Annotated in this window: 19 protein-coding genes; all 19 read left to right on the top strand. The window is 52.9% G+C overall.

Translation table 11 applies throughout. The annotated features are described in order from the left end of the window. The first annotated feature begins 6 nt into the window (after positions 1–6). The 19 genes from gmd (at position 7) to B3X29_RS17085 (ending at position 22161) form a co-directional block, all read left to right on the top strand. Entirely contained in the window at positions 7–1128 is a 1122-nt protein-coding gene (gene gmd, locus B3X29_RS17175; protein ID WP_103180220.1) for a GDP-mannose 4,6-dehydratase, read from the top strand. A gap of 2 nt (positions 1129–1130) precedes the next feature. After that, a complete protein-coding gene (fcl, locus tag B3X29_RS17170) occupies positions 1131–2096 on the top strand; it encodes a GDP-L-fucose synthase (RefSeq protein ID WP_103180219.1) in 966 nt (321 codons plus the stop codon). A gap of 2 nt (positions 2097–2098) precedes the next feature. Then, positions 2099–2572 carry a GDP-mannose mannosyl hydrolase gene (locus tag B3X29_RS17165; protein WP_103180218.1) on the top strand — a complete coding sequence of 158 codons (474 nt, stop codon included), beginning with the start codon at positions 2099–2101 and terminating at the stop codon, positions 2570–2572. Next, complete coding sequence (wcaI, locus tag B3X29_RS17160; RefSeq protein ID WP_103180217.1) at positions 2569–3792, top strand: colanic acid biosynthesis fucosyltransferase WcaI; 1224 nt, start codon at positions 2569–2571, stop codon at positions 3790–3792. The genes B3X29_RS17165 and wcaI overlap by 4 nt, the downstream gene beginning before the upstream one ends. Before the next feature lie 3 nt (positions 3793–3795). Then, positions 3796–5232 carry a mannose-1-phosphate guanyltransferase gene (cpsB, locus tag B3X29_RS17155; protein ID WP_159339563.1) on the top strand — a complete coding sequence of 479 codons (1437 nt, stop codon included), beginning with the start codon at positions 3796–3798 and terminating at the stop codon, positions 5230–5232. Positions 5233–5343: 111 nt separating this feature from the next. Beyond that, complete coding sequence (cpsG, locus tag B3X29_RS17150) at positions 5344–6714, top strand: colanic acid biosynthesis phosphomannomutase CpsG (RefSeq protein WP_159339562.1); 1371 nt, start codon at positions 5344–5346, stop codon at positions 6712–6714. A 49-nt stretch (positions 6715–6763) separates the two neighbouring features. Then, positions 6764–8158, top strand: a complete 1395-nt coding sequence (gene wcaJ / locus B3X29_RS17145; RefSeq protein WP_103180214.1) for an undecaprenyl-phosphate glucose phosphotransferase — start codon at positions 6764–6766, stop codon at positions 8156–8158. A gap of 1 nt (position 8159) precedes the next feature. Further along, complete coding sequence (wzxC, locus tag B3X29_RS17140) at positions 8160–9638, top strand: colanic acid undecaprenyl disphosphate flippase WzxC (protein ID WP_103180213.1); 1479 nt, start codon at positions 8160–8162, stop codon at positions 9636–9638. A 50-nt stretch (positions 9639–9688) separates the two neighbouring features. After that, on the top strand, positions 9689–10969 hold the full coding sequence (wcaK, locus tag B3X29_RS17135; RefSeq protein WP_159339561.1) for a colanic acid biosynthesis pyruvyl transferase WcaK: 1281 nt from the start codon (positions 9689–9691) through the stop codon (positions 10967–10969). Continuing rightward, positions 10966–12186, top strand: coding sequence for a colanic acid biosynthesis glycosyltransferase WcaL (gene wcaL, locus B3X29_RS17130; protein WP_103180211.1), 1221 nt, complete (start codon positions 10966–10968; stop codon positions 12184–12186). Before wcaK ends, wcaL begins: the two co-directional genes overlap by 4 nt. 11 nt (positions 12187–12197) lie before the next feature. Next, the gene (gene wcaM, locus B3X29_RS17125; RefSeq protein ID WP_156654868.1) at positions 12198–13583 is read left to right on the top strand and encodes a colanic acid biosynthesis protein WcaM; all 1386 of its coding nucleotides are present in this window, start codon (positions 12198–12200) and stop codon (positions 13581–13583) included. A 178-nt stretch (positions 13584–13761) separates the two neighbouring features. After that, positions 13762–14658, top strand: a complete 897-nt coding sequence (gene galF / locus B3X29_RS17120; RefSeq protein WP_103180209.1) for a GalU regulator GalF — start codon at positions 13762–13764, stop codon at positions 14656–14658. A gap of 370 nt (positions 14659–15028) precedes the next feature. Then, positions 15029–16114, top strand: a complete 1086-nt coding sequence (rfbB, locus tag B3X29_RS17115; RefSeq protein ID WP_159339560.1) for a dTDP-glucose 4,6-dehydratase — start codon at positions 15029–15031, stop codon at positions 16112–16114. Then, the gene (gene rfbD / locus B3X29_RS17110) at positions 16114–17013 is read left to right on the top strand and encodes a dTDP-4-dehydrorhamnose reductase (RefSeq protein WP_159339559.1); all 900 of its coding nucleotides are present in this window, start codon (positions 16114–16116) and stop codon (positions 17011–17013) included. The genes rfbB and rfbD overlap by 1 nt, the downstream gene beginning before the upstream one ends. A gap of 53 nt (positions 17014–17066) precedes the next feature. Next, entirely contained in the window at positions 17067–17945 is an 879-nt protein-coding gene (gene rfbA / locus B3X29_RS17105) for a glucose-1-phosphate thymidylyltransferase RfbA (RefSeq protein ID WP_159339558.1), read from the top strand. A gap of 138 nt (positions 17946–18083) precedes the next feature. After that, positions 18084–19346, top strand: coding sequence for a flippase (locus tag B3X29_RS17100; RefSeq protein WP_103180205.1), 1263 nt, complete (start codon positions 18084–18086; stop codon positions 19344–19346). Further along, positions 19343–20314, top strand: coding sequence for a glycosyltransferase family 2 protein (locus B3X29_RS17095; RefSeq protein ID WP_103180204.1), 972 nt, complete (start codon positions 19343–19345; stop codon positions 20312–20314). The genes B3X29_RS17100 and B3X29_RS17095 overlap by 4 nt, the downstream gene beginning before the upstream one ends. A 38-nt stretch (positions 20315–20352) precedes the next feature. Next, positions 20353–21255: a rhamnosyltransferase gene (locus B3X29_RS17090; protein WP_103180203.1), complete on the top strand. Its 903-nt coding sequence runs from the start codon at positions 20353–20355 to the stop codon at positions 21253–21255. Between the two features lie 15 nt (positions 21256–21270). After that, positions 21271–22161: a glycosyltransferase gene (locus B3X29_RS17085; RefSeq protein ID WP_290559337.1), complete on the top strand. Its 891-nt coding sequence runs from the start codon at positions 21271–21273 to the stop codon at positions 22159–22161. The last annotated feature ends 1 nt before the right edge of the window (position 22162 follow it).

The raw sequence follows: 22162 nt of genomic DNA, 5'->3' as shown, positions 1-22162 counted from the left end.
ATAAACATGTCTAAAGTCGCTCTCATCACCGGCGTAACCGGACAGGATGGTTCTTATCTGGCGGAACTCCTGCTGGAAAAAGGCTACGAAGTGCACGGAATCAAACGTCGTGCCTCCTCTTTTAACACCGAGCGCGTGGATCATATCTATCAGGATCCGCACGCGGCGAACCCGAAATTCCATCTGCACTACGGCGATCTGACCGATACCTCCAACCTGACCCGTATTCTGCAGGAAGTCCAGCCGGATGAAGTCTATAACCTGGGCGCGATGAGCCACGTGGCCGTCTCCTTCGAATCCCCGGAATATACCGCTGACGTGGATGCCATCGGCACCCTGCGTCTGCTGGAAGCGATTCGTTTCCTCGGTCTTGAGAAGAAAACCCGTTTCTATCAGGCCTCCACCTCCGAGCTCTACGGCCTGGTGCAGGAGATCCCACAGAAAGAGACGACGCCGTTCTACCCGCGCTCCCCGTATGCAGTGGCAAAAATGTACGCCTACTGGATCACCGTTAACTACCGTGAATCCTACGGCATGTACGCCTGCAACGGCATCCTGTTCAACCACGAGTCTCCGCGCCGTGGCGAGACCTTCGTGACCCGTAAGATCACCCGCGCGATCGCCAACATCGCCCAAGGCCTGGAGAAGAAGCTCCACCTCGGCAATATGGACTCCCTGCGTGACTGGGGCCATGCCAAAGACTACGTAAAAATGCAGTGGATGATGCTGCAGCAGGAAAAACCGGAAGACTTCGTTATCGCCACCGGCGTGCAGTACTCCGTGCGTCAGTTCGTTGAGATGGCCGCTGCTCAGCTGGGCATCAAGCTGCGCTTCGAAGGCACCGGCGTGGACGAGAAAGGCATTGTGGTCTCCGTCACCGGCCACGACGCACCGGGCGTACAGCCGGGCGACGTGATTGTGGAAGTTGACCCGCGCTACTTCCGTCCTGCCGAGGTAGAAACCCTGCTGGGCGACCCGACCAAGGCGCACGAAAAACTGGGCTGGAAACCAGAAACCACGCTGCAGGAGATGGTCTCCGAGATGGTGGCAAAAGATCTCGAAGCGGCGAAAAAACACTCCTTGCTTAAATCCCACGGCTACGAGGTTGCCATCGCGCTGGAGTCCTGAGAATGACCAAACAACGTATTTTTGTTGCCGGACATCGCGGGATGGTGGGTTCGGCGATTGTTCGCCAGCTGGAGCAGCGTGGCAACGTCGAGCTGGTGCTGCGCACCCGTGACGAGCTTAACCTGCTGGATGCGCAAGCAGTCGAGGCTTTCTTTGCTGAACAGCGCATCGACCAGGTCTATCTGGCGGCGGCAAAAGTGGGTGGGATTGTCGCCAACAATACCTACCCGGCGGATTTCATCTACGAGAACATGATGATCGAGAGCAATATCATTCACGCGGCGCACCTGCACAACGTGAACAAGCTGCTGTTCCTCGGCTCATCCTGTATCTACCCGAAGATGGCGAAGCAGCCTATTGCCGAGAGCGAGCTGCTGCAGGGCACGCTTGAGGCAACCAACGAGCCCTACGCGATTGCCAAGATTGCCGGGATCAAGCTGTGCGAGTCCTACAACCGCCAGTATGGCCGCGACTATCGTTCGGTGATGCCGACCAACCTGTACGGCCCGAACGATAACTTCCACCCGAGCAACTCCCATGTGATCCCGGCGCTGCTGCGCCGGTTCCATGAAGCCACCGTCAGCAACGCACCGGAAGTGGTGGTGTGGGGCAGCGGTACGCCGATGCGCGAATTCCTGCACGTGGATGATATGGCTGCCGCCAGCATTCATGTGATGGAGCTGGCCCGCGAGGTGTGGCAGGAGAATACCGAGCCGATGCTGTCGCATATCAACGTTGGCACCGGGGTGGACTGCACTATCCGCGAACTGGCTGAAACCATCGCTGAGGTGGTGGGGTACAAGGGCCGCGTGGCCTTCGATGCCACTAAACCCGACGGCACCCCGCGCAAGCTGCTGGACGTGACCCGTCTGCACCAGCTGGGCTGGTTCCACGAGGTGACGCTGGCCCAGGGGCTGGCCAGCACCTATCAGTGGTTCCTGGAAAATCAGCACCGCTTCCGGGGGTAACTATGTTTTTAAGTCAGGAAGATTTTGCCACGGTAGTGCGTTCCACGCCGCTGATCTCCATCGATCTGATTGTGGAGAACGAGCGTGGCGAGTTCCTGCTCGGACAGCGCACCAATCGTCCGGCACAGGGCTACTGGTTCGTGCCAGGTGGGCGGGTGCAGAAAGATGAGACGCTGGAAAATGCCTTTGCGCGTCTGACGCAGGCGGAGCTGGGGCTCCGTCTGCCGATGACGGCAGGGCAGTTCTACGGGGTCTGGCAGCACTTCTATGACGACAACTTTTCCGGCACCGATTTCACCACCCACTATGTGGTGCTCGGTTTTCGCCTGAAGGTCAATCAGGCAGAGCTGCATCTGCCTGATGCGCAGCATGACGACTATCGCTGGCTGACGCCCGACGCGCTGCTGGCCAGCGATAACGTCCATGACAACAGCCGGGCCTATTTTCTGAAGCAGGCCGGAGTGCCGGGTTTATGAAAATTCTCGTATACGGCATTAACTACTCGCCGGAGCTGACCGGGATCGGTAAGTACACCGGCGAGATGGTGGAGTGGATGGCCCGCCAGGGTCATGAGGTGCGGGTCATTACCGCACCACCTTATTACCCGGAGTGGCAGGTGGACGAGCACTATTCCAGCTGGCGCTACCGCCGCGAAGAGGGGGCCGCGACCGTCTGGCGCTGTCCGCTTTACGTGCCAAAGCAGCCCTCGACCTTAAAGCGGTTGATTCATCTGGGCAGCTTTGCCCTGAGCAGTTTCTTCCCGCTGATGGCGCAACGTCGCTGGAAGCCGGATCGCATTATCGGCGTGGTGCCGACCCTGTTTTGCACCCCAGGTATGCGCCTGCTGGGCAAGCTCTCAGGCGCCCGCACCCTGCTGCACATTCAGGATTACGAAGTGGACGCCATGCTGGGCCTGGGAATGGCCGGGAAAGGCAAGGGCGGCAAAGTGGCGAAACTGGCCAGCGCCTTCGAGCGCAGCAGCCTGCATAACGTCGATTACGTCTCGACCATCTCCCGCTCGATGATGAACAAAGCGCAGGAGAAGGGCGTGGCAGCGGAGAAGGTGATCTTCTTTCCAAACTGGTCGGAAGTGGCCCGTTTTCGCGATGTGACTGCTGTTGAGGCGGCGGCCCTGCGCGAGCAGCTGGGTCTGCCAGAAGCCAAAAAAATCATTCTCTATTCGGGCAACATCGGTGAGAAGCAGGGGCTTGAGAACGTTATTGATGCCGCTGAGCAGCTCCGCGACCAGCCCTGGCAGTTTGTGATTGTCGGCCAGGGGGGTGGCAAAGCGCGGCTGCAAAAGATGGCCCAGGAACGTGGCCTGCAGAACATCACTTTCCTGCCGCTGCAGCCCTACGAGGCCTTACCGGCGCTGCTGAAGATGGCCGATTGCCATCTGGTTGTGCAAAAGCGCGGCGCGGCGGATGCCGTTCTGCCCTCCAAGCTGACCAACATTCTGGCGGTGGGCGGCAACGCGGTGATCACCGCCGAGGCCCATACCGAGCTGGGCCAGCTGTGCGACACCCTGCCGGGGATCGCGGTGTGCGTCGAGCCGGAGTCGGTATCCGCCCTGGTGGGCGGGATCGAACAGGCGCTGAATATGCCCAAAGAGAACGCCATCGCGCGTGACTATGCCGAACGCACGCTCGAGAAAGAGAACGTGCTGAACCAGTTTATTGCAGATATTCGGGGATAAATCATGAATAAGAATACGTTGTACCCGGTTGTGATGGCGGGTGGCTCAGGTAGCCGGTTATGGCCACTCTCCCGCGTGCTCTATCCGAAACAGTTCCTCTGCCTGAAAGGGGAGCTCACCATGCTGCAGACCACGGTAAACCGTCTTAATGGCGTCGATTGCGAAAGCCCGGTGGTGATCTGTAATGAACAGCACCGCTTTATCGTCGCCGAGCAGCTGCGACAGCTGAACAAGCTCACCGAAAATATCATTCTTGAACCGGCCGGACGCAATACCGCCCCGGCCATCGCTCTCGCCGCGCTGGCGGCGAAGCGCAGCAGCCCGGATTGCGATCCGCTGATGCTGGTGCTGGCGGCGGATCACGTCATCCAGCAGGAAGAGGCGTTCCGCGATGCGGTGCGTGCCGCCATCCCTTATGCCGAAAGCGGCAAGCTGGTCACCTTCGGCATCGTGCCGGACCTGCCGGAGACCGGCTATGGCTATATCCGTCGCGGTAACGTCACGCCGGGGGAGGGCGACAGCCTGGCCTTTGACGTCGCGCAGTTCGTTGAGAAACCGAATCTGGAAACCGCGCAGGCCTACGTCGCCAGCGGCGAGTACTACTGGAACAGCGGTATGTTCCTGTTCCGCGCCGGACGCTATCTGGAAGAGCTGCAAAAGTATCGCCCGGACATCCTGGAAGCCTGCGAACGCGCAATGGCCTCCGTCGACCCGGATCTGGACTTTATCCGCGTGGACGAAGCCGCGTTCCTTGCCTGCCCGGAGGAGTCGGTGGATTACGCGGTAATGGAACGTACCGCCGATGCGGTGGTGGTGCCGATGGATGCGGGCTGGAGCGACGTCGGCTCCTGGTCATCCCTGTGGGAGATCAGCGCGCACACGCCGGAAGGTAACGTCCATCACGGGGATGTGATCAGCCATAAAACCGAGAACAGCTATGTCTATGCCGAATCGGGCCTGGTCACCACCGTCGGCGTTAAAGATCTGGTTGTAGTACAGACCAAAGACGCGGTGCTGATTGCCGATCGCAACGCGGTGCAGGACGTCAAAAAAGTGGTGGAGCAGATCAAGGCCGATGGCCGCCATGAGCACCACATTCACCGCGAAGTCTATCGTCCGTGGGGCAAATATGACTCCATCGACGAAGGTGACCGTTATCAGGTGAAACGCATCACCGTTAAACCGGGCGAGGGGCTGTCGGTGCAGATGCATCATCACCGGGCGGAACACTGGGTAGTGGTGGCAGGTACCGCCAAAGTCACTATCGACAATGTTGAAACCCTGCTCGGTGAAAACGAATCGATTTATATCCCGCTGGGGGCGACGCACTGCCTGGAAAACCCTGGGAAAATCCCTCTCGATCTGATTGAAGTGCGCTCCGGCTCCTATCTGGAAGAGGACGATATCGTCCGATTTGAGGACAGATACGGCAGGGTGTAGCACTCACGCATTTTGCCCGGTGGCGCTGCGCTTACCGGGCCTACGAAAACAAAAAAATCAAATTGGCCTGTATATCGGGCGGGCCAACTGTTGCCTGAAAAAGGGGTAATGATGCAAAAGTTAACCTGTTTTAAAGCCTACGACATTCGCGGCAAGCTCGGTGAAGAGCTGAATGAGGACATTGCGTGGCGCATTGGCCGCGCGTATGGCGAATATTTAAAGCCGAAAACCATCGTGCTGGGCGGCGACGTCCGTTTGACCAGCGAAGCGTTAAAACTGGCGCTGGCTAAAGGGTTGCAGGACGCGGGTGTGGATGTGCTGGATATCGGCCTTTCCGGTACCGAAGAGATCTATTTTGCCACCTTCCATTTAGGCGTGGACGGCGGGATCGAAGTGACCGCCAGTCATAATCCGATGGACTATAACGGCATGAAGTTGGTGCGCGAGGGTGCGCGCCCGATCAGCGGCGATACCGGCCTGCGCGACGTACAGCGTCTGGCGGAAGCCAACGACTTCCCACCGGTGAACGAGTCAACGCGCGGGAGCTATAAGAAAATCGATCTGCGTGATGCTTACATCGATCACCTGCTGGGCTACATCAATGTGGCGAACCTCAAACCGCTGAAGCTGGTCATCAACTCCGGCAACGGCGCCGCAGGCCCGGTGGTGGATGCCCTGGAAGCGCGCTTTAAGACGCTTAACGTGCCGGTCACCTTCGTCAAATTGCACAACACCCCGGACGGCACCTTCCCGAACGGTATTCCAAACCCGCTGCTGCCGGAGTGCCGCGACGATACCCGCAATGCAGTGATTGAACATGGCGCGGATATGGGCATCGCCTTTGACGGCGACTTCGACCGCTGCTTCCTGTTCGACGAAAAGGGGCAGTTTATCGAGGGCTACTATATCGTCGGCCTGCTGGCGGAAGCCTTCCTTGAGAAAAACCCCGGCTCGCGCATCATTCATGACCCGCGCCTCTCCTGGAATACGGTGGATGTGGTCTCCGCGGCAGGCGGCACACCGGTGATGTCCAAAACCGGTCACGCCTTTATCAAAGAGCGGATGCGCGAAGAAGACGCGATTTATGGCGGCGAGATGAGCGCCCATCACTACTTCCGCGATTTTGCCTACTGCGACAGCGGGATGATCCCGTGGCTGCTGGTGACCGAGCTGCTGTGCCTGAAGGGCCAGTCGCTGGGTGAACTGGTGCGCGACCGCATGGCGGCCTTCCCGGCGAGCGGCGAGATCAACAGCACGCTGGCGGCACCTGCCGAGGCGATTGCCCGGGTGGAGCATCACTTTGCCCTGCACGCGCTGGAGATCGACCGTACAGACGGTATCAGCATGACCTTCCCGCAGTGGCGCTTCAACCTGCGCTCGTCCAACACCGAGCCGGTGGTGCGCCTGAACGTAGAATCCCGTGCCGATGCGGCGCTGATGGCGGCGCGAACACAGGACATTATGGCGCTGTTGAATCAGTAACCTTTCCCCCTCTCCCGTTGGGGGAGGGGGCCCTGAAACAGGAACAACGATGACAAATCTAAAAAAGCGCGAGCGAGCCAAAACGAATGCATCGTTAATCTCTATGGTGCAGCGTTTTTCTGATATCACCATCATGTTCGGTGGGTTGTGGATGGTGTGTAAAATCAGCGGGCTGCCGTTCCTCTACATGCATCTGCTGATGGCGCTGATCGCGCTGGTCGTCTTCCAGATGATCGGCGGCATGACCGACTTCTACCGTTCATGGCGGGGCGTCAAAATCACCACCGAGCTGCAACTGCTGTTGCAGAACTGGACCTTAAGCCTGGTCTTCAGCTTCGGGCTGGTGGCCTTCAACAACGACTTCGATAATCGCTTTGCTACCTATTTTGCCTGGTATCTGCTAACCAGCGTGGGGATGGTGGTCTGTCGCTCTCTGATCCGCTTTGGCGCGGGCTGGCTGCGTAACCGGGGTTACAACACCCGCCGGGTGGCGGTAGCCGGGAGCCTGCCGGCCGGACTGGCGCTGCTTGACGGTTTTCGCAAAGAGCCGTGGCTGGGCTTTGACGTGGTGGGCGTTTATCACGACGCGCAGCCGGGTGGCGTCTCTTCGGACTGGGCCGGTAACTATTCGCAGCTGATTGACGATGCCAAAGCGGGCAAGATCCATAACGTCTACATTGCCATGCCGATGAGCGACGAGGCCCGTATCAAAACCCTGATGCGTAAGCTGGCAGACACCACCTGCTCGGTGATCCTCATCCCGGACGTGTTCACCTTTAACATTCTGCATTCCCGTATCGAAGAGGTGAACGGCGTACCGGTAGTGCCCCTGTATGACACGCCGCTCTCTGGCCTCAACCGGGTGCTGAAGCGCGTGGAGGACATCGTGCTGTCATCCCTGATCCTGCTGCTGATCTCCCCGGTGCTGTGCGCCATTGCGCTGGCGGTGAAGCTCACGTCAAAGGGGCCGGTGATCTTCCGCCAGACCCGTTACGGTATGGATGGTAAGCCGATCATGGTGTGGAAATTCCGCTCCATGAAGGTGATGGAAAACGACAACGTGGTGACCCAGGCGACGCAAAACGATCCGCGCGTCACCCGCGTGGGTAACTTCCTGCGCCGCACCTCGCTTGATGAACTGCCGCAGTTTATCAATGTGTTTACCGGTGGGATGTCCATTGTCGGCCCACGCCCGCACGCGGTAGCGCATAACGAGCAGTATCGTCAGCTTATCGAAGGTTACATGCTGCGCCACAAGGTGAAGCCGGGTATCACCGGCTGGGCGCAGATCAACGGCTGGCGCGGCGAAACTGACACCCTGGAGAAAATGGAAAAACGCATTGAGTTCGACCTCGAGTACATCCGCGAGTGGAGCCTCTGGTTCGATATCAAGATCGTCTTTCTGACCATCTTCAAGGGCTTTGTGAACAAAGCGGCGTACTGACATGAGCTTACGTGAAAAAACCCTCAGCGGGGCAAAGTGGTCGGCTATCGCGACGGTGATCATCATCGGCCTTGGGCTGGTGCAGATGACGGTGCTGGCGCGCATTATCGATAGCCACCAGTTTGGCCTGTTGACCGTCTCGCTGGTGATCATCGCCCTCGCCGATACACTGTCTGATTTCGGCATCGCCAACTCGATTATTCAGCGCAAAGAGATTAGCCAGCTGGAGCTAACCACCCTCTACTGGCTTAATGTCGGCCTCGGTATTCTCGTGTTCGTGTCGCTGTTCCTGCTGAGCGATCTTATTGCCCGGGTATTGAATAACCCTGAGCTGGCGCCCCTGATGCGCGCGCTGTCGTTCGCGTTTGTGGTGATCCCTCACGGACAGCAGTTCCGCGCGCTGATGCAAAAGGAGCTTGAGTTCAGCAAGATCGGCATGATCGAGACCAGCTCGGTGCTGGCCGGATTTACTTTTACCGTGATCAGCGCCCACTTCTGGCCGCTGGCGTTAACCGCCATCCTCGGCTACCTGGTCAACTCTGTCGTGCGCACGCTGCTGTTCGGCTACTTCGGGCGCAAAATCTACCGTCCGGGCTTCCACTTCTCGCTCGCATCGGTGTCCTCCAACCTGCGCTTCGGCGCCTGGCTGACCGCCGACAGCATCATCAACTATGTGAATACCAACCTCTCTACCCTGGTGCTGGCGCGTATTCTCGGTGCCAGCGTCGCCGGGGGCTATAACCTGGCGTACAACGTGGCGGTCGTTCCGCCAATGAAGCTCAACCCGATCATCACCCGGGTGCTGTTTCCGGCGTTCGCCAAAATTCAGGATGACACCGACAAACTCAGGCTCAACTTCTACAAGCTGCTGTCGGTGGTGGGGATCATTAACTTCCCGACCCTGCTGGGGCTGATGGTGGTCTCCGGCAATCTGGTGCCGCTGGTATTCGGTGAGAAGTGGTTGAGCATAGTTCCGATCCTGCAACTGCTGTGCGTGGTGGGGCTGTTGCGCTCCGTCGGCAACCCGATCGGATCGCTGCTGATGGCAAAAGCCCGCGTCGATATCAGCTTTAAATTCAACGTCTTCAAAACCTTTCTGTTTATTCCGGCGATCGTTATCGGCGGCCATCTGGCAGGCGCGATGGGCGTCACGCTGGGCTTCCTGCTGGTGCAGATCGTCAACACCATCCTGAGCTACTTCGTGATGATTAAGCCGGTGCTGGGCTCCAGCTACCGCCAGTACATCCTGAGCCTCTGGCTGCCGTTTTACCTCTCACTGCCAACCCTTGCCGTGAGCTATGGCTTAGGGCTGGCCCTGCAAGGCCATCTGCCGCTGGCGGCGTTGCTGGCGGTGCAGGTCGCCGCGGGCGCCCTGGCCTTCGCGGTGATGATTGTGCTGTCGCGGAACGCGCTGGTGGTGGAGATCAAGCGCCAGTTCTGCCGCAACGAAAAGATGAAAACGCTGCTTCGCGCAGGTTAATTATTTCCTCCCCCTCTCCGTTGGGGAGGGGAATTTTTTAAGAGGTTATTATGAAATTATTGATTCTGGGCAACCATACCTGTGGCAACCGCGGTGACAGCGCCATTCTGCGCGGCCTGCTGGATGCGATTTACACCCTCTTCCCTGAGACAGAAGTGGATGTGATGAGCCGTTATCCGGTCAGCTCCTCCTGGCTACTGAACCGCCCGGTGATGGGCGATCCGCTCTACAGCCAGATGAAGCAGCATAACAGCGCCGCGGGCGTGATGGGCCGGGTGAAAAAGGTGCTGCGCCGCCGCTATCAGCACCAGGTGCTGCTGTCACGTGTGACCGACACCGGCAAGCTGCGTAATATTGCCATTGCCCAGGGCTTTACCGATTTTGTCCGTCTGCTCTCCGGCTACGACGCCATTATTCAGGTGGGCGGATCCTTTTTTGTCGACCTTTACGGCGTGCCGCAGTTTGAGCATGCGCTCTGCACCTTTATGGCGAAAAAGCCGCTGTTTATGGTCGGTCACAGCGTCGGTCCGTTCCAGGATCCCCAGTTCAATCAGCTGGCAAACTACGTGTTTGGTCACTGTGACGCGCTAATCCTGCGCGAGTCGGTGAGCCTGAATCTGATGCAGCGTAGCGAGATCGACACAAGCAAGGTAGAGCAGGGAGTGGATACCGCCTGGCTGGTGGATCATCAGGAGGCGAATTTTACCCCCAGCTATGCCGTGCAGCACTGGCTGAACGTGGCGGCGCAGCAGAAGACCGTCGCCATTACCCTGCGCGAGCTGGCGCCGTTTGATAAGCGTCTTGGCACCACCCAGGCGGCCTATGAGAAAGCCTTTGCTGAGGTGGTCAACCGGGTGCTGGACAGCGGCTATCAGGTGCTGGCGCTCTCTACCTGTACCGGCATCGACAGCTACAACAAAGATGACCGGATGGTGGCGCTGAATCTGCGCCAGCACGTCAGCGATCCGTCCCGCTACCACGTGGTGATGGACGAACTTAACGATCTGGAGATGGGCAAGCTGCTGGGGGCGTGCGATCTGACCGTAGGCACCCGTCTGCATTCGGCCATTATCTCTATGAACTTCGGCACCCCGGCCATCGCGATTAACTACGAACACAAGTCTGCCGGGATCATGCAGCAGCTGGGCATGCCGGAGATGGCGGTGGATATTCGTCATCTGCTGGATGGCTCCCTGGGGGCAATGGTCGGCGATACCCTCGGCCAGCTGCCAGCCATCAACGAACGCCTGGCGGTAGCGGTGAAAGCCGAACGTGAAAACGGCATCAAAATGGTGAAATCGGTACTGGATCGGGTAGGGGAGGGCAAATGAAGGTTGGTTTCTTCTTACTGAAATTCCCGCTCTCCTCTGAAACGTTTGTGCTTAACCAGATCACCGCCTTTATCGATATGGGATATGACGTGGAGATTATCGCCCTGCAAAAGGGCGATACGCAAAATACCCACGCCGCATGGACGCAGTATGACCTCGCCAGCAAAACCCGCTGGCTGCAGGATGAGCCCCAGGGCCGGCTTGCGAAACTGCGTTACCGCGCCCGCCAGACTCTGCGCGGGCTGCACCGCCCTGGCACCTGGAAGGCGCTGAATATCTCCCGCTATGGCGCCGAGTCGCGCAATCTGATCCTCTCCGCCATTTGCGGCCAGACGCAGCGTCCCTGGCGTGCGGATGTGTTTATCGCCCACTTCGGTCCGGCAGGCGTGACGGCGGCCAAGCTGCGCGAGCTGGGCGTTATTGAGGGGAAAATCGCCACCGTCTTTCACGGCATTGATATCTCCAGCCGTGAGGTGCTGAACCACTATACACCTGAATACCAGCGGCTCTTTCAGCGCGGCGACATGATGCTGCCCATCAGCGAACTGTGGGCCGGGCGGCTCAAAACCATGGGCTGTCCGCCGGAGAAAATCACCGTTTCGCGCATGGGCGTGGATATGCAGCGCTTTACCCAGCGGCCGGTTAAAACGCCGGGAAGCCCACTGCAAATCATCTCTGTTGCACGTCTGACGGAGAAAAAAGGGCTACACGTGGCAATCGAAGCCTGCCGCCAGCTGAAAGCGCGTGGGGTGGATTTTCGCTACCGTATTCTGGGCATTGGCCCCTGGGAGCGCCGGCTGCGCACCCTGATCGAACAGTATGAGCTGGAGGCGCATGTCGAGATGCCAGGGTTCAAGCCCAGCCATGAGGTCAAAGCCATGCTCGATGCCGCCGATATCTTTTTACTTCCCTCCGTTACCGGCGCAGACGGTGATATGGAGGGGATCCCGGTTGCGCTGATGGAAGCCATGGCGGTGGGCATACCGGTTCTGTCCACGGTGCATAGCGGTATTCCTGAACTGATCGAACCAGGCCATTCCGGCTGGCTGGTGGAGGAGAACAATCCGGAGGCGCTGGCTAACCAGCTTGAACAGTTTGCCGCGATTGCCCATCAGGAGCTCTCGCCTGTGCTGCACAATGCGCGCAAAAAGGTGGAGACCGATTTCAATCAACACCTTATCAACCGACAGTTAGCCACTCTGCTACACACGCTTTAAACGGAGGCGATATGCCGAAAGAGATGACGCGACGCGCGTTTGTCACCACCTGTTCCGTGCTGGCGGCCGCGCCGCTGGTCGGCGTTCGGGCCGCCAAAAACGCTGCCACAGTGGAGATCAGCCGGTATGACCTTCGTGACGGAATTGCCGCATTTAAGAAGGCCTTTAACGAGGGTGATACCGTCGTGGTACCTGCGGACGTCACCTGCGAGAACATCAACGCCGCCATTTTTATTCCCGAGGGCAAAACCCTGCGCATTCTCGGTGCGATGACCGGCAATGGCCGCGGGCGGCTGGTATTGCAGGATGGCAGCAAGGTAATCGGGGAAGGGAAGGGGCGCAGCGAAAACATCACCCTCGACGTGCGCGGTTCTGACTGCGTGATCCAGGGCCTGGCGATGAGCGGCTATGGCCCGGTGACCCAGATCTACATTGGCGGTAAACAAAAGCGGGTGATGCGTAATCTGCTGATCGACAACCTGCGGGTCACTAAAGCCAACTATGCAATCCTGCGCCAGGGGTTTCATAACCAGATGGATGGCGTAAAGATTACCAACTGTCATTTCAGCTACCTGCAGGGTGACGCCATCGAATGGAACGTGGCGATTAATGACAAAAACATCCTCATCTCAGACCACGTGATCGACCATATCGACTGCACTAACGGGAAAATTAACTGGGGTATCGGCATCGGTCTGGCGGGCAGCACCTACGACAATAACTACCCTGAAGACCAGACGGTAAAGAACTTTGTGGTGGCCAATATTACCGGGAGCAATTGCCGTCAGCTGGTGCACGTTGAAAACGGCAAACACTTTATCATACGTAATGTTAAGGCCCGCAATATCACCCCGGACTTTAGTAAGAAAGCGGGTATTGATAACGCAACGGTCGCGATATATGGCTGCGATAATTTTGTCATCGATAATGTTGAGATGACCGACAGCGCCGGGATGTTAATTGGTTACGGCGTGATTAAAGGCGACTATTTGTCGATACCGCAGAATTTCCGCCTCAACAATATTCATCTGGATAACCAGAAACTTGCACGAAAATTGCGCGGAATACAGATCTCCTCCGGCAATAAAACCTCGTTCGTAGCCCTCACCAACCTTGAGATGAGGCGCGCTTCTCTGGAGTTCCATAATAAACCTCAGCATCTTTTTATGCGTAATATCAACGTGATGCAGGATGCAGACAGGGGCCCAGCCCTGAAGCTGAATTTTGATCTGCGCAAAGATGTGCGCGGCAAGTTTATGGCGCGGGACGAAACGCTGCTCTCGCTGGCGAACATTAACGCGGTTAATGAAAAGGGGCAAAGTTCGGTCGATATCGACCGAATTGACCATCATACGCTCAATACGGAACGGCTGAATTTTAACCTGCCGAAGCGCTAAATATTAACCAGCCGGCATTTTGCGAGGATTCCTGGAATTAAAGCGCGACTATTCGGATTGCATCCGCTGAAATTTACGCTGTAATTGCGTAACATCGTCTCCAGATTTGTAGCAATTCGTGCTGGCGAAACCAGGCTAAAGGGCTATAATTCGGCAACCATTTTAAGGTGGAAGAAATATGATTAATTTGAAAGCAGTCATTCCGGTAGCCGGTCTGGGCATGCATATGCTCCCGGCCACAAAAGCCATTCCTAAAGAGATGCTGCCGATCGTTGACAAGCCGATGATTCAGTACATCGTCGACGAGATTGTTGCTGCAGGGATCAAAGAAATCGTTCTGGTTACGCACTCCTCCAAGAATGCGGTGGAAAACCACTTCGACACCTCCTACGAACTTGAAGCCCTCCTGGAGCAGCGCGTTAAGCGTCAACTGCTGGCGGAAGTGCAGTCCATCTGCCCACCGGGCGTGACCATTATGAACGTTCGCCAGGCGCAGCCGCTGGGGCTGGGCCACTCTATTCTGTGCGCGCGTCCTGTAGTGGGGGATAACCCGTTCGTGGTCGTCCTGCCCGATATCATTCTGGACAATGCTTCTGCCGATCCGCTGCGCTATAACCTGGCGGCCATGGTGGCGCGTTTCAACGAGACGGGCCGTAGCCAGGTGCTGGCGAAGCGCATGAAAGGCGATCTGTCTGAATACTCCGTTATTCAGACCAAAGAGCCGCTGGATACCGAAGGTAAAGTCAGCCGTATCGTTGAATTTATCGAGAAGCCGGATCAACCTCAGACGCTGGATTCCGATCTGATGGCCGTCGGCCGCTATGTGCTGAACGCGGAAATCTGGGCTGAACTGGAACGTACCGAGCCAGGCGCCTGGGATCGTATTCAGCTGACGGATGCTATTGCTGAACTGGCGAAGAAGCAGTCTGTAGACGCTATGCTGATGACCGGCGACAGCTACGACTGCGGCAAGAAACTGGGATACATGCAGGCCTTTGTTCAATATGGCTTGCGTAATCTGAAAGAAGGGCAGAAGTTCCGCGAAAGCATGATGAAACTCTTAACTAACAGCTAATAGTTGTTCGTCGTTATCTGAACGGCAGTGGTTCATTCCGGGCTAACCCTGGCCAGGCGAATGACACTGCCGTTTCTTTTTTTTTAATAAATTCCTAATTTTCAGTAAGTTAACATCTGGCTTTTTGTTTCATTAGCCCTATTTTTCCCTTGTTTCTGTCAGCGTTTAAGACGACAATTATTAATTGATTTGCGCGCTACCCTGTTGCCATTATGCTGGGCTCTGGCGGCAAAAAACCTCTATTAAGACCACGTTCAGTGCACTGGTAGCTGTTAAGCCAGGGGCGGTAGCGTGTCTGCTTTCTGAATTTCTACTATGAAAATTTTCAGAAACCCAATAACTCTATGAATCATTTAACGGAAATTAACGCGTGAAAATTCTTGTTACTGGTGGTGCCGGTTTTATCGGCTCTGCGGTTGTCAGACATATTATTCAGAACACCCAGGATTCAGTGGTTAATGTCGATAAATTGACCTACGCCGGTAACCTGGAATCTCTGGCTGACGTGAGCGACAGCCCGCGTTACGCTTTTGAACATGCGGACATTTGCGACAAAGCGGCGATGGAGCGTATTTTTGCCGAGCACAAGCCTGATGCGGTAATGCATCTGGCGGCTGAGAGCCACGTTGACCGCTCCATTACCGGCCCGGCTGCGTTTATCGAGACTAATATCGTCGGTACCTACGTGCTGCTGGAGGCGGCCCGTGCTTACTGGTCTACGCTTGGCGAAGAGGCGAAAAGAGCTTTCCGCTTCCATCACATCTCCACGGATGAAGTTTACGGCGATCTGCCGCATCCGGATGAGCATTCTGCCTCGACAGCACTGCCATTATTTACTGAAACGACGGCGTATGCCCCGAGCAGTCCTTATTCGGCTTCAAAGGCATCCAGCGATCACCTCGTTCGCGCCTGGTTACGCACCTACGGATTCCCGACCATCGTGACTAACTGCTCTAATAACTATGGTCCGTATCACTTCCCGGAAAAACTGATCCCGCTGGTTATCCTCAATGCGCTTGATGGCAAAGCGCTGCCGATTTATGGCAAAGGCGATCAGATCCGCGACTGGCTCTATGTTGAGGATCACGCTCGCGCGCTCTACACCGTGGTGACCCAGGGTAAACCGGGCGAAACCTACAACATCGGCGGTCATAACGAGAAGCAGAACCTGGATGTGGTGCATACCATCTGCGATTTGCTGGATGAGATCGTGCCTAAAGAGGGCTCGTATCGCGATCAGATCACCTACGTGACTGACCGTCCGGGTCATGACCGTCGTTACGCCATCGATGCCGATAAGATTAGCCAGACGTTGGGCTGGAAGCCGCAGGAGACTTTTGAGAGCGGCATCCGCAAAACGGTGCAGTGGTATCTGGCGAACAGCCAGTGGGTTGAGAACGTGAAAAGCGGCAACTATCAATCCTGGATTGAACAGAACTATGGAGAACGGCAGTAATGAATATCCTTCTGTTCGGCAAAACAGGGCAGGTGGGTTGGGAGCTACAGCGCTCGCTAGCGCCCCTGGGTAATCTGATTGCCCTGGATGTTCGCTCCACCGAGTATTGCGGGGATTTCAGCGATCCTGAAGGGGTGGCTGAGACCGTCCGTCGCATTAAGCCTGATGTCATCGTGAATGCGGCTGCCCATACCGCCGTAGATAAAGCCGAGTCAGAGGCAGAATTTGCGCAGTTGCTGAATGCTACAAGCGTTGAAGCCATTGCCAAAGAAGCCGCCAAAATCGGTGCCTGGGTTGTGCACTATTCCACCGATTATGTTTTCCCGGGCAACGGCGAAAAACCATGGCGGGAGACAGATGCCACTGCGCCGCTGAATGTCTATGGCGAAACCAAACTGGCTGGTGAGAAAGCTTTGCAGGAAAATTGTGCCCGACACTTAATTTTCCGTACCAGTTGGGTATATGCCGGCAAAGGAAATAACTTCGCGAAAACCATGCTGCGTTTTGCAAAAGAACGCGCAGAAATGTCGGTTATCAACGATCAGTTTGGCGCACCGACAGGCGCGGAATTGCTGGCCGACTCTACGGCGCATGCGATCCGTGTGGCGATGAAACAACCCGAAGTTGCAGGCCTTTACCACCTTGTTGCGAGCGGTGTGACCACCTGGCACGACTATGCTGCACTGGTGTTCGACGAAGCACGTAAGGCAGGTATTGAACTGGCGATTACTAAGCTTAACGCGGTGCCTACCAGTGCTTACCCAACTCCTGCTCGCCGACCAAATAATTCTCGTCTGAATACTGAGAAATTCCAGCAGAACTTCGACTTGGTATTACCTGCATGGGAAACCGGTGTGAAACGAATGCTGGCTGAGCTATTTACGACCACTGCGGTCTGACTTTTAATTAAATGCCCGTTTACGGGCATTTTGCACATTAAAGAGATGATGAAATGAAAACGCGTAAAGGGATTATTTTAGCCGGTGGCTCAGGAACCCGACTGTACCCGGTGACGATGGCTGTCAGCAAACAGCTGTTGCCTATCTACGACAAACCCATGATTTACTACCCGCTGACGACGCTTATGCTGGCGGGTATTCGTGACATCCTGATTATCAGTACTCCCCAGGACACGCCACGGTTTGAGCAGCTGCTCGGTGATGGTAGCCAGTGGGGGCTTAACCTGCAGTATAAAGTCCAGCCGAGTCCGGATGGGCTGGCCCAGGCGTTTATCCTTGGTGAAGAGTTCATTGGCGATGATGACTGTGCGCTGGTACTGGGCGACAATATCTTCTATGGTCACGACCTGCCGAAACTTATGGATACAGCCGTTAATAAAGAGAGCGGTGCAACCGTCTTTGCTTACCATGTTAACGATCCTGAGCGTTATGGCGTCGTTGAGTTTGATAAACAGGGCACGGCCGTTAGCCTGGAAGAAAAACCCGCTGAACCAAAAAGTAACTACGCCGTGACCGGTCTTTATTTTTATGACAACAGCGTGGTTGAAATGGCAAAGAGCCTGAAACCGTCGCCACGTGGGGAACTTGAAATCACTGATATTAACCGTCTGTATATGGAGCAGGGCAATCTGTCCGTTGCCATGATGGGACGCGGTTTTGCCTGGCTGGATACCGGTACACATCAGAGCCTCATTGAGGCCAGTAACTTTATTGCGACCATTGAAGAGCGTCAGGGACTGAAGGTAGCGTGCCCGGAAGAGATTGCTTATCGCAAAGGGTTTATTGATGCGGAGCAGGTGAGGGTGCTGGCAAAACCGCTTGCGAAGAATGCTTATGGTCAGTATTTGTTGAAGATGCTAAAAGGCTACTGATATTTAAAGTCAGATTATTTCACACCAACCCCGAATGATGACAATCGAGGCGGGGGATTAATGCATCATATTTTGCTTATAGTTATTAAAAGGGGCTAAAAGCCCCTTTATTTATTAAGATGAGATAATGTAAACGGAATGGGATTAATTAAAAATAGTGTCTGGAATTTAGCAGGTTATGTTGTACCTACTGCTATAGCTATCCCGGCCATGGGTTATCTTGCTCGGGTACTAGGGGTTGAACTTTTTGGTGTTTACACTTTAGCAATTGCCATTGTAGGTTATGCAGGCATATTTGATATTGGTTTGACTCGCGCAATTGTCCGAGAAATTGCGGTGTATCGGGGCGATATCGATGAACGTAAAAAAATAATTTCTACAGCAACAATATTTTTATTTTTATTTAGCGTTTTTGGCGCAATTCTCATATCACTTTTCACGCCAAATATTATTTCTCTCTTGAATATCACAGCATCCAATCATACTGATGTTCAAAATTCCATTCGCGTCCTGGTCTGGACTATACCCGCTTTTCTGCTTAATCAGTTATGGATGTCTATACTTGAAGGCGATGAACGTTTTGCAATATTAAATATACAAAGAAGTTTCGGTAGTTCTATAATTGCTGGCTTACCGGCTTTGTTTGTATTGGTTTCACCATCGCTATTCTCTGCAATCCTTGGCTTAGCAGTTGGTAGATTATTGTCATTAATAATTGCATTTGTGATTGTTCGGAATGAAATCATTAATGCCGGTTTTATATTTTATAGAGAAACATTCAGACGAATGATTTTCTTCGGAGGATGGATCACTGTTAGCAACATCATAAGCCCGGTGATGGTGTACTTCGACCGGTTCGTTATATCAGGCTCATTGGGTGCTGATAAGGTCGGTTATTACACCGCTCCCTCTGAAATCGTATCGCGTTTAGGTCTCCTTCCCGGAGCGCTTTCCAGAGCCGTTTTTCCTAAGCTGAGCGCAGCAAAAACGTATGATGAGTTGAAAAAAAATATCAGATTCGCCTATCTGATAATGGGGCTGGGATGTTTACCATTAGTTCTTATCCTGATCTTCCTGGCTAAACTGATTATGCAGCTTTGGCTCGGCGATGAGTATGCCCTCCATTCACAGGCCATTTTCCAGATTTTGTTAGTGGGCTTTTTCTTTAACTCTATCGCTCAAATTCCTTTCACCGTCATACAGTCTCTGGGTAAAGCGAAATATACCGCTTTTTTACACTGCATTGAGGTAATACCCTATTTGGCCCTGCTGTATTTTTGTGTGAATGCATATGGCGTGCTTGGTGCTGCTTATGCGTGGACAATTCGCGTATTTGTAGATTGCATTTTACTTATTATTGTTTCCCGGGAATGTATAAATAAACATAGAGGGAAGATATGAGTTACGAAGTTATTCTTGCGACTTACAATGGTGAGCGCTATATCAGAGAGCAGGTTGTAAGTATCCTTGCACAATCCATAAAACCTTCCCGGATTATTATACGAGATGATGGATCGACTGATAGTACCCTCGCCATACTTGAGGCGTTAAAAACAGAAACGGATATTAAAATTGATATCATCCATGATGGGCTCAATTTAGGCTATATCAAGAATTTTGAAAAATTAACGGAGCACGTCACATCTGAGATTGTGTTTTTTTCAGATCAAGATGATATTTGGGTCGAAAACAAAGCAGAAACACTACTGGCGGTTTTCTCAAATCAAAGTTATGCCAATGTTGTTTTCTCTGATGCCTGGCTGATAAACAATGCCATGGAGAGGCTGGGGACGCTCTGGCAGCATGTGAACTTTACGCCAGCCAACGGCGATATAGCATTAGAAAAAATTCTCATAAATAATGTTGTTACCGGCGCCACTATGGCTGTACGAAAGGTTTTCCTTAATTCCGTTATGCCTTTCCCGGAAAAAATTCCGCATGACTATTGGCTCGCAAGCAATGCATGTGCGCTTGGGTCATTAGTCCCGGTCGAAGACAAATTGATACTGTATCGTCAGCACGAAAATAATCAAATTGGTGCAAAAAAGAGTACTTTTGCAGGGAAGTTAAAAGCTGCGTTTGATAGAAAAAAAAGAGATAAGCGCATCGCCCATTATCGGGAGATCTATGATTTAACTCATGCACTACGTAAATCACAGCAGACCTCACAGATGAGAGAAATATCTGAATACATCCTAAATTATCTGGGCTGTGTTAATACAATTTACAGAGGCAGTATCTTTGCTGGCGGGGAAAGAAAAGGTCTTGTGTCAGCATTATTGAGTTCTAGTTATATGAAATACTCAACTAAAAAATCAATTATAAGGGATTTACTTGATGGATTATTTATTAGATTGAATTTTTCATAATGTTATATTGAGTCCAGGATGAGATTTGAGTAAATAAAATGAATAATATAAACGAAATTTGCGCTATTATAGTAGCCTATAACCCGGTGCTCTCCGATTTAACACAAACCATTATGTCTTTAAAAAATCAGGCATGTGATATTGTGGTCGTGGATAATAGCCCTTACGAAACAGAAGAGCTTAAGGAAATGGGGGTTGAGTACCGCTGGTTGCAAGGTAATAAGGGAATTGCTTTAGCGCAGAACATCGGTATTGAATATTGTATTGAAAATGGATATGAAAATGTCATTTTCTTTGATCAGGATAGCAAAATTCCTGATACTTTTATCCATGATATGCTCAAATTTGCCGTGGAAAATAACGCGCTTATATCAGCCCCAGTTTTTTATGATGAGGCTCGCGGCTTTGAATATGCGATAACGCACATTAAAAAGAACGGCTTTCGTGAAAAGCTTTATTCTCGTGGCGAGAAAAAAACTTTCACTTCATCTGTGGTTATTTCATCCGGTTCAATGGTTAAAACCTCACTCTTCGACCAGGTGGGCATGATGGATGACTCATTATTTATCGATTATGTTGATACAGAGTGGTGTCTTCGCTGTTTCGATAAAAACCATTTGGTGTATATAAACCCGAATGCTGTCATGATTCATTCTATCGGTAATTCATCTTTTTCGGTCTTTGGATTTACTGTACCCGTCCACTCGGCGGCAAGACGATATTATCGTGTGAGAAATGCAATTCGTTTGCTACGTTACCCTCATGTTCCTAAACTGCTCGCGCTTCGCGAAATTACGTTTTGCGTTGTGCATAGTGTCATTTTAATTATTCATGAAAATGACAAGAAAAACTACTTCAAATCCTTTGTCTCTGGCGTTTGGGATGGTATCCGAAATGTAGCAGGTGAAAATCCTCGCACGTCTAATAAAGAACATAAGTAATTTTGAGAATTTATAATGAATAAAGTGGCAGTTTTACTTGCAGTTTATAATGGTAGGACCTGGATTGATGAACAATTAGAATCTATCTTAGTTCAAACTGGGGTTATCGTTGATGTTTTTATCAGTATTGACCTCTCAAATGATGGTTCATGGGAATATCTGACGGAAAAATATAATAACTTCAAAAATATCTTTTTTTTGCCTTATGGTGATAAATATGGTTCGGCTGGAAAGAACTTCTACCGTTTGGTAATGGATGTGAATTTTGACGGTTATGACTATATTTCCTTTGCCGATCAGGACGATATTTGGTATGAAAATAAACTCCAGCGCGCAATTAATGCTATTGCGAGTAAACAAGTAGATGCCTATTCGAGTAATGTACTTGCTTTTTGGGAAGATGGCAGGACATGTTTGATTGATAAAGCGCAGCCTCAGACTTTATTTGATTATTACTTCGAAGCAGCAGGCCCCGGTTGTACGTATGTTTTTTCCAATAAATTGGGAACTGCATTCCGCGAATTTCTTTTATCGAATGAATTAGCTCGAAGTGTGTCTTTACATGACTGGCTGCTTTATGCATATGCGCGTACTCACAACTATAACTGGTATATTGACCCTATACCAGGAATGAAATATCGTCAGCACTCTTCAAATCAAGTTGGGGCAAACATTTCATATAAAATGTGGGTCAAGAGAATTAAGTTGGTTAATTCAGGCTGGTATAGGAAAGAAGTTTTTACAATAATTACACTCTTCAAAACTGAATATCGGCCTCTTTGTAATATTTCAAACAAACGAGCTTTTAAAACGAATCTTATGCTCATTCCCGTTGTATCCAATCTCAGACGTCGAATGAGGGATAAAATGGTTTTGGGGGTTTTATTAATTCTTAATTTGTTTTAGG

It is taken from the genome of Leclercia sp. UBA5076 (genome assembly GCF_002416465.1).
Taxonomy (GTDB): Bacteria; Pseudomonadota; Gammaproteobacteria; order Enterobacterales; family Enterobacteriaceae; genus Enterobacter.
Note: the sequence above shows the minus strand (reverse complement) of the source record. Positions and strands in the feature narration are given on the sequence as shown.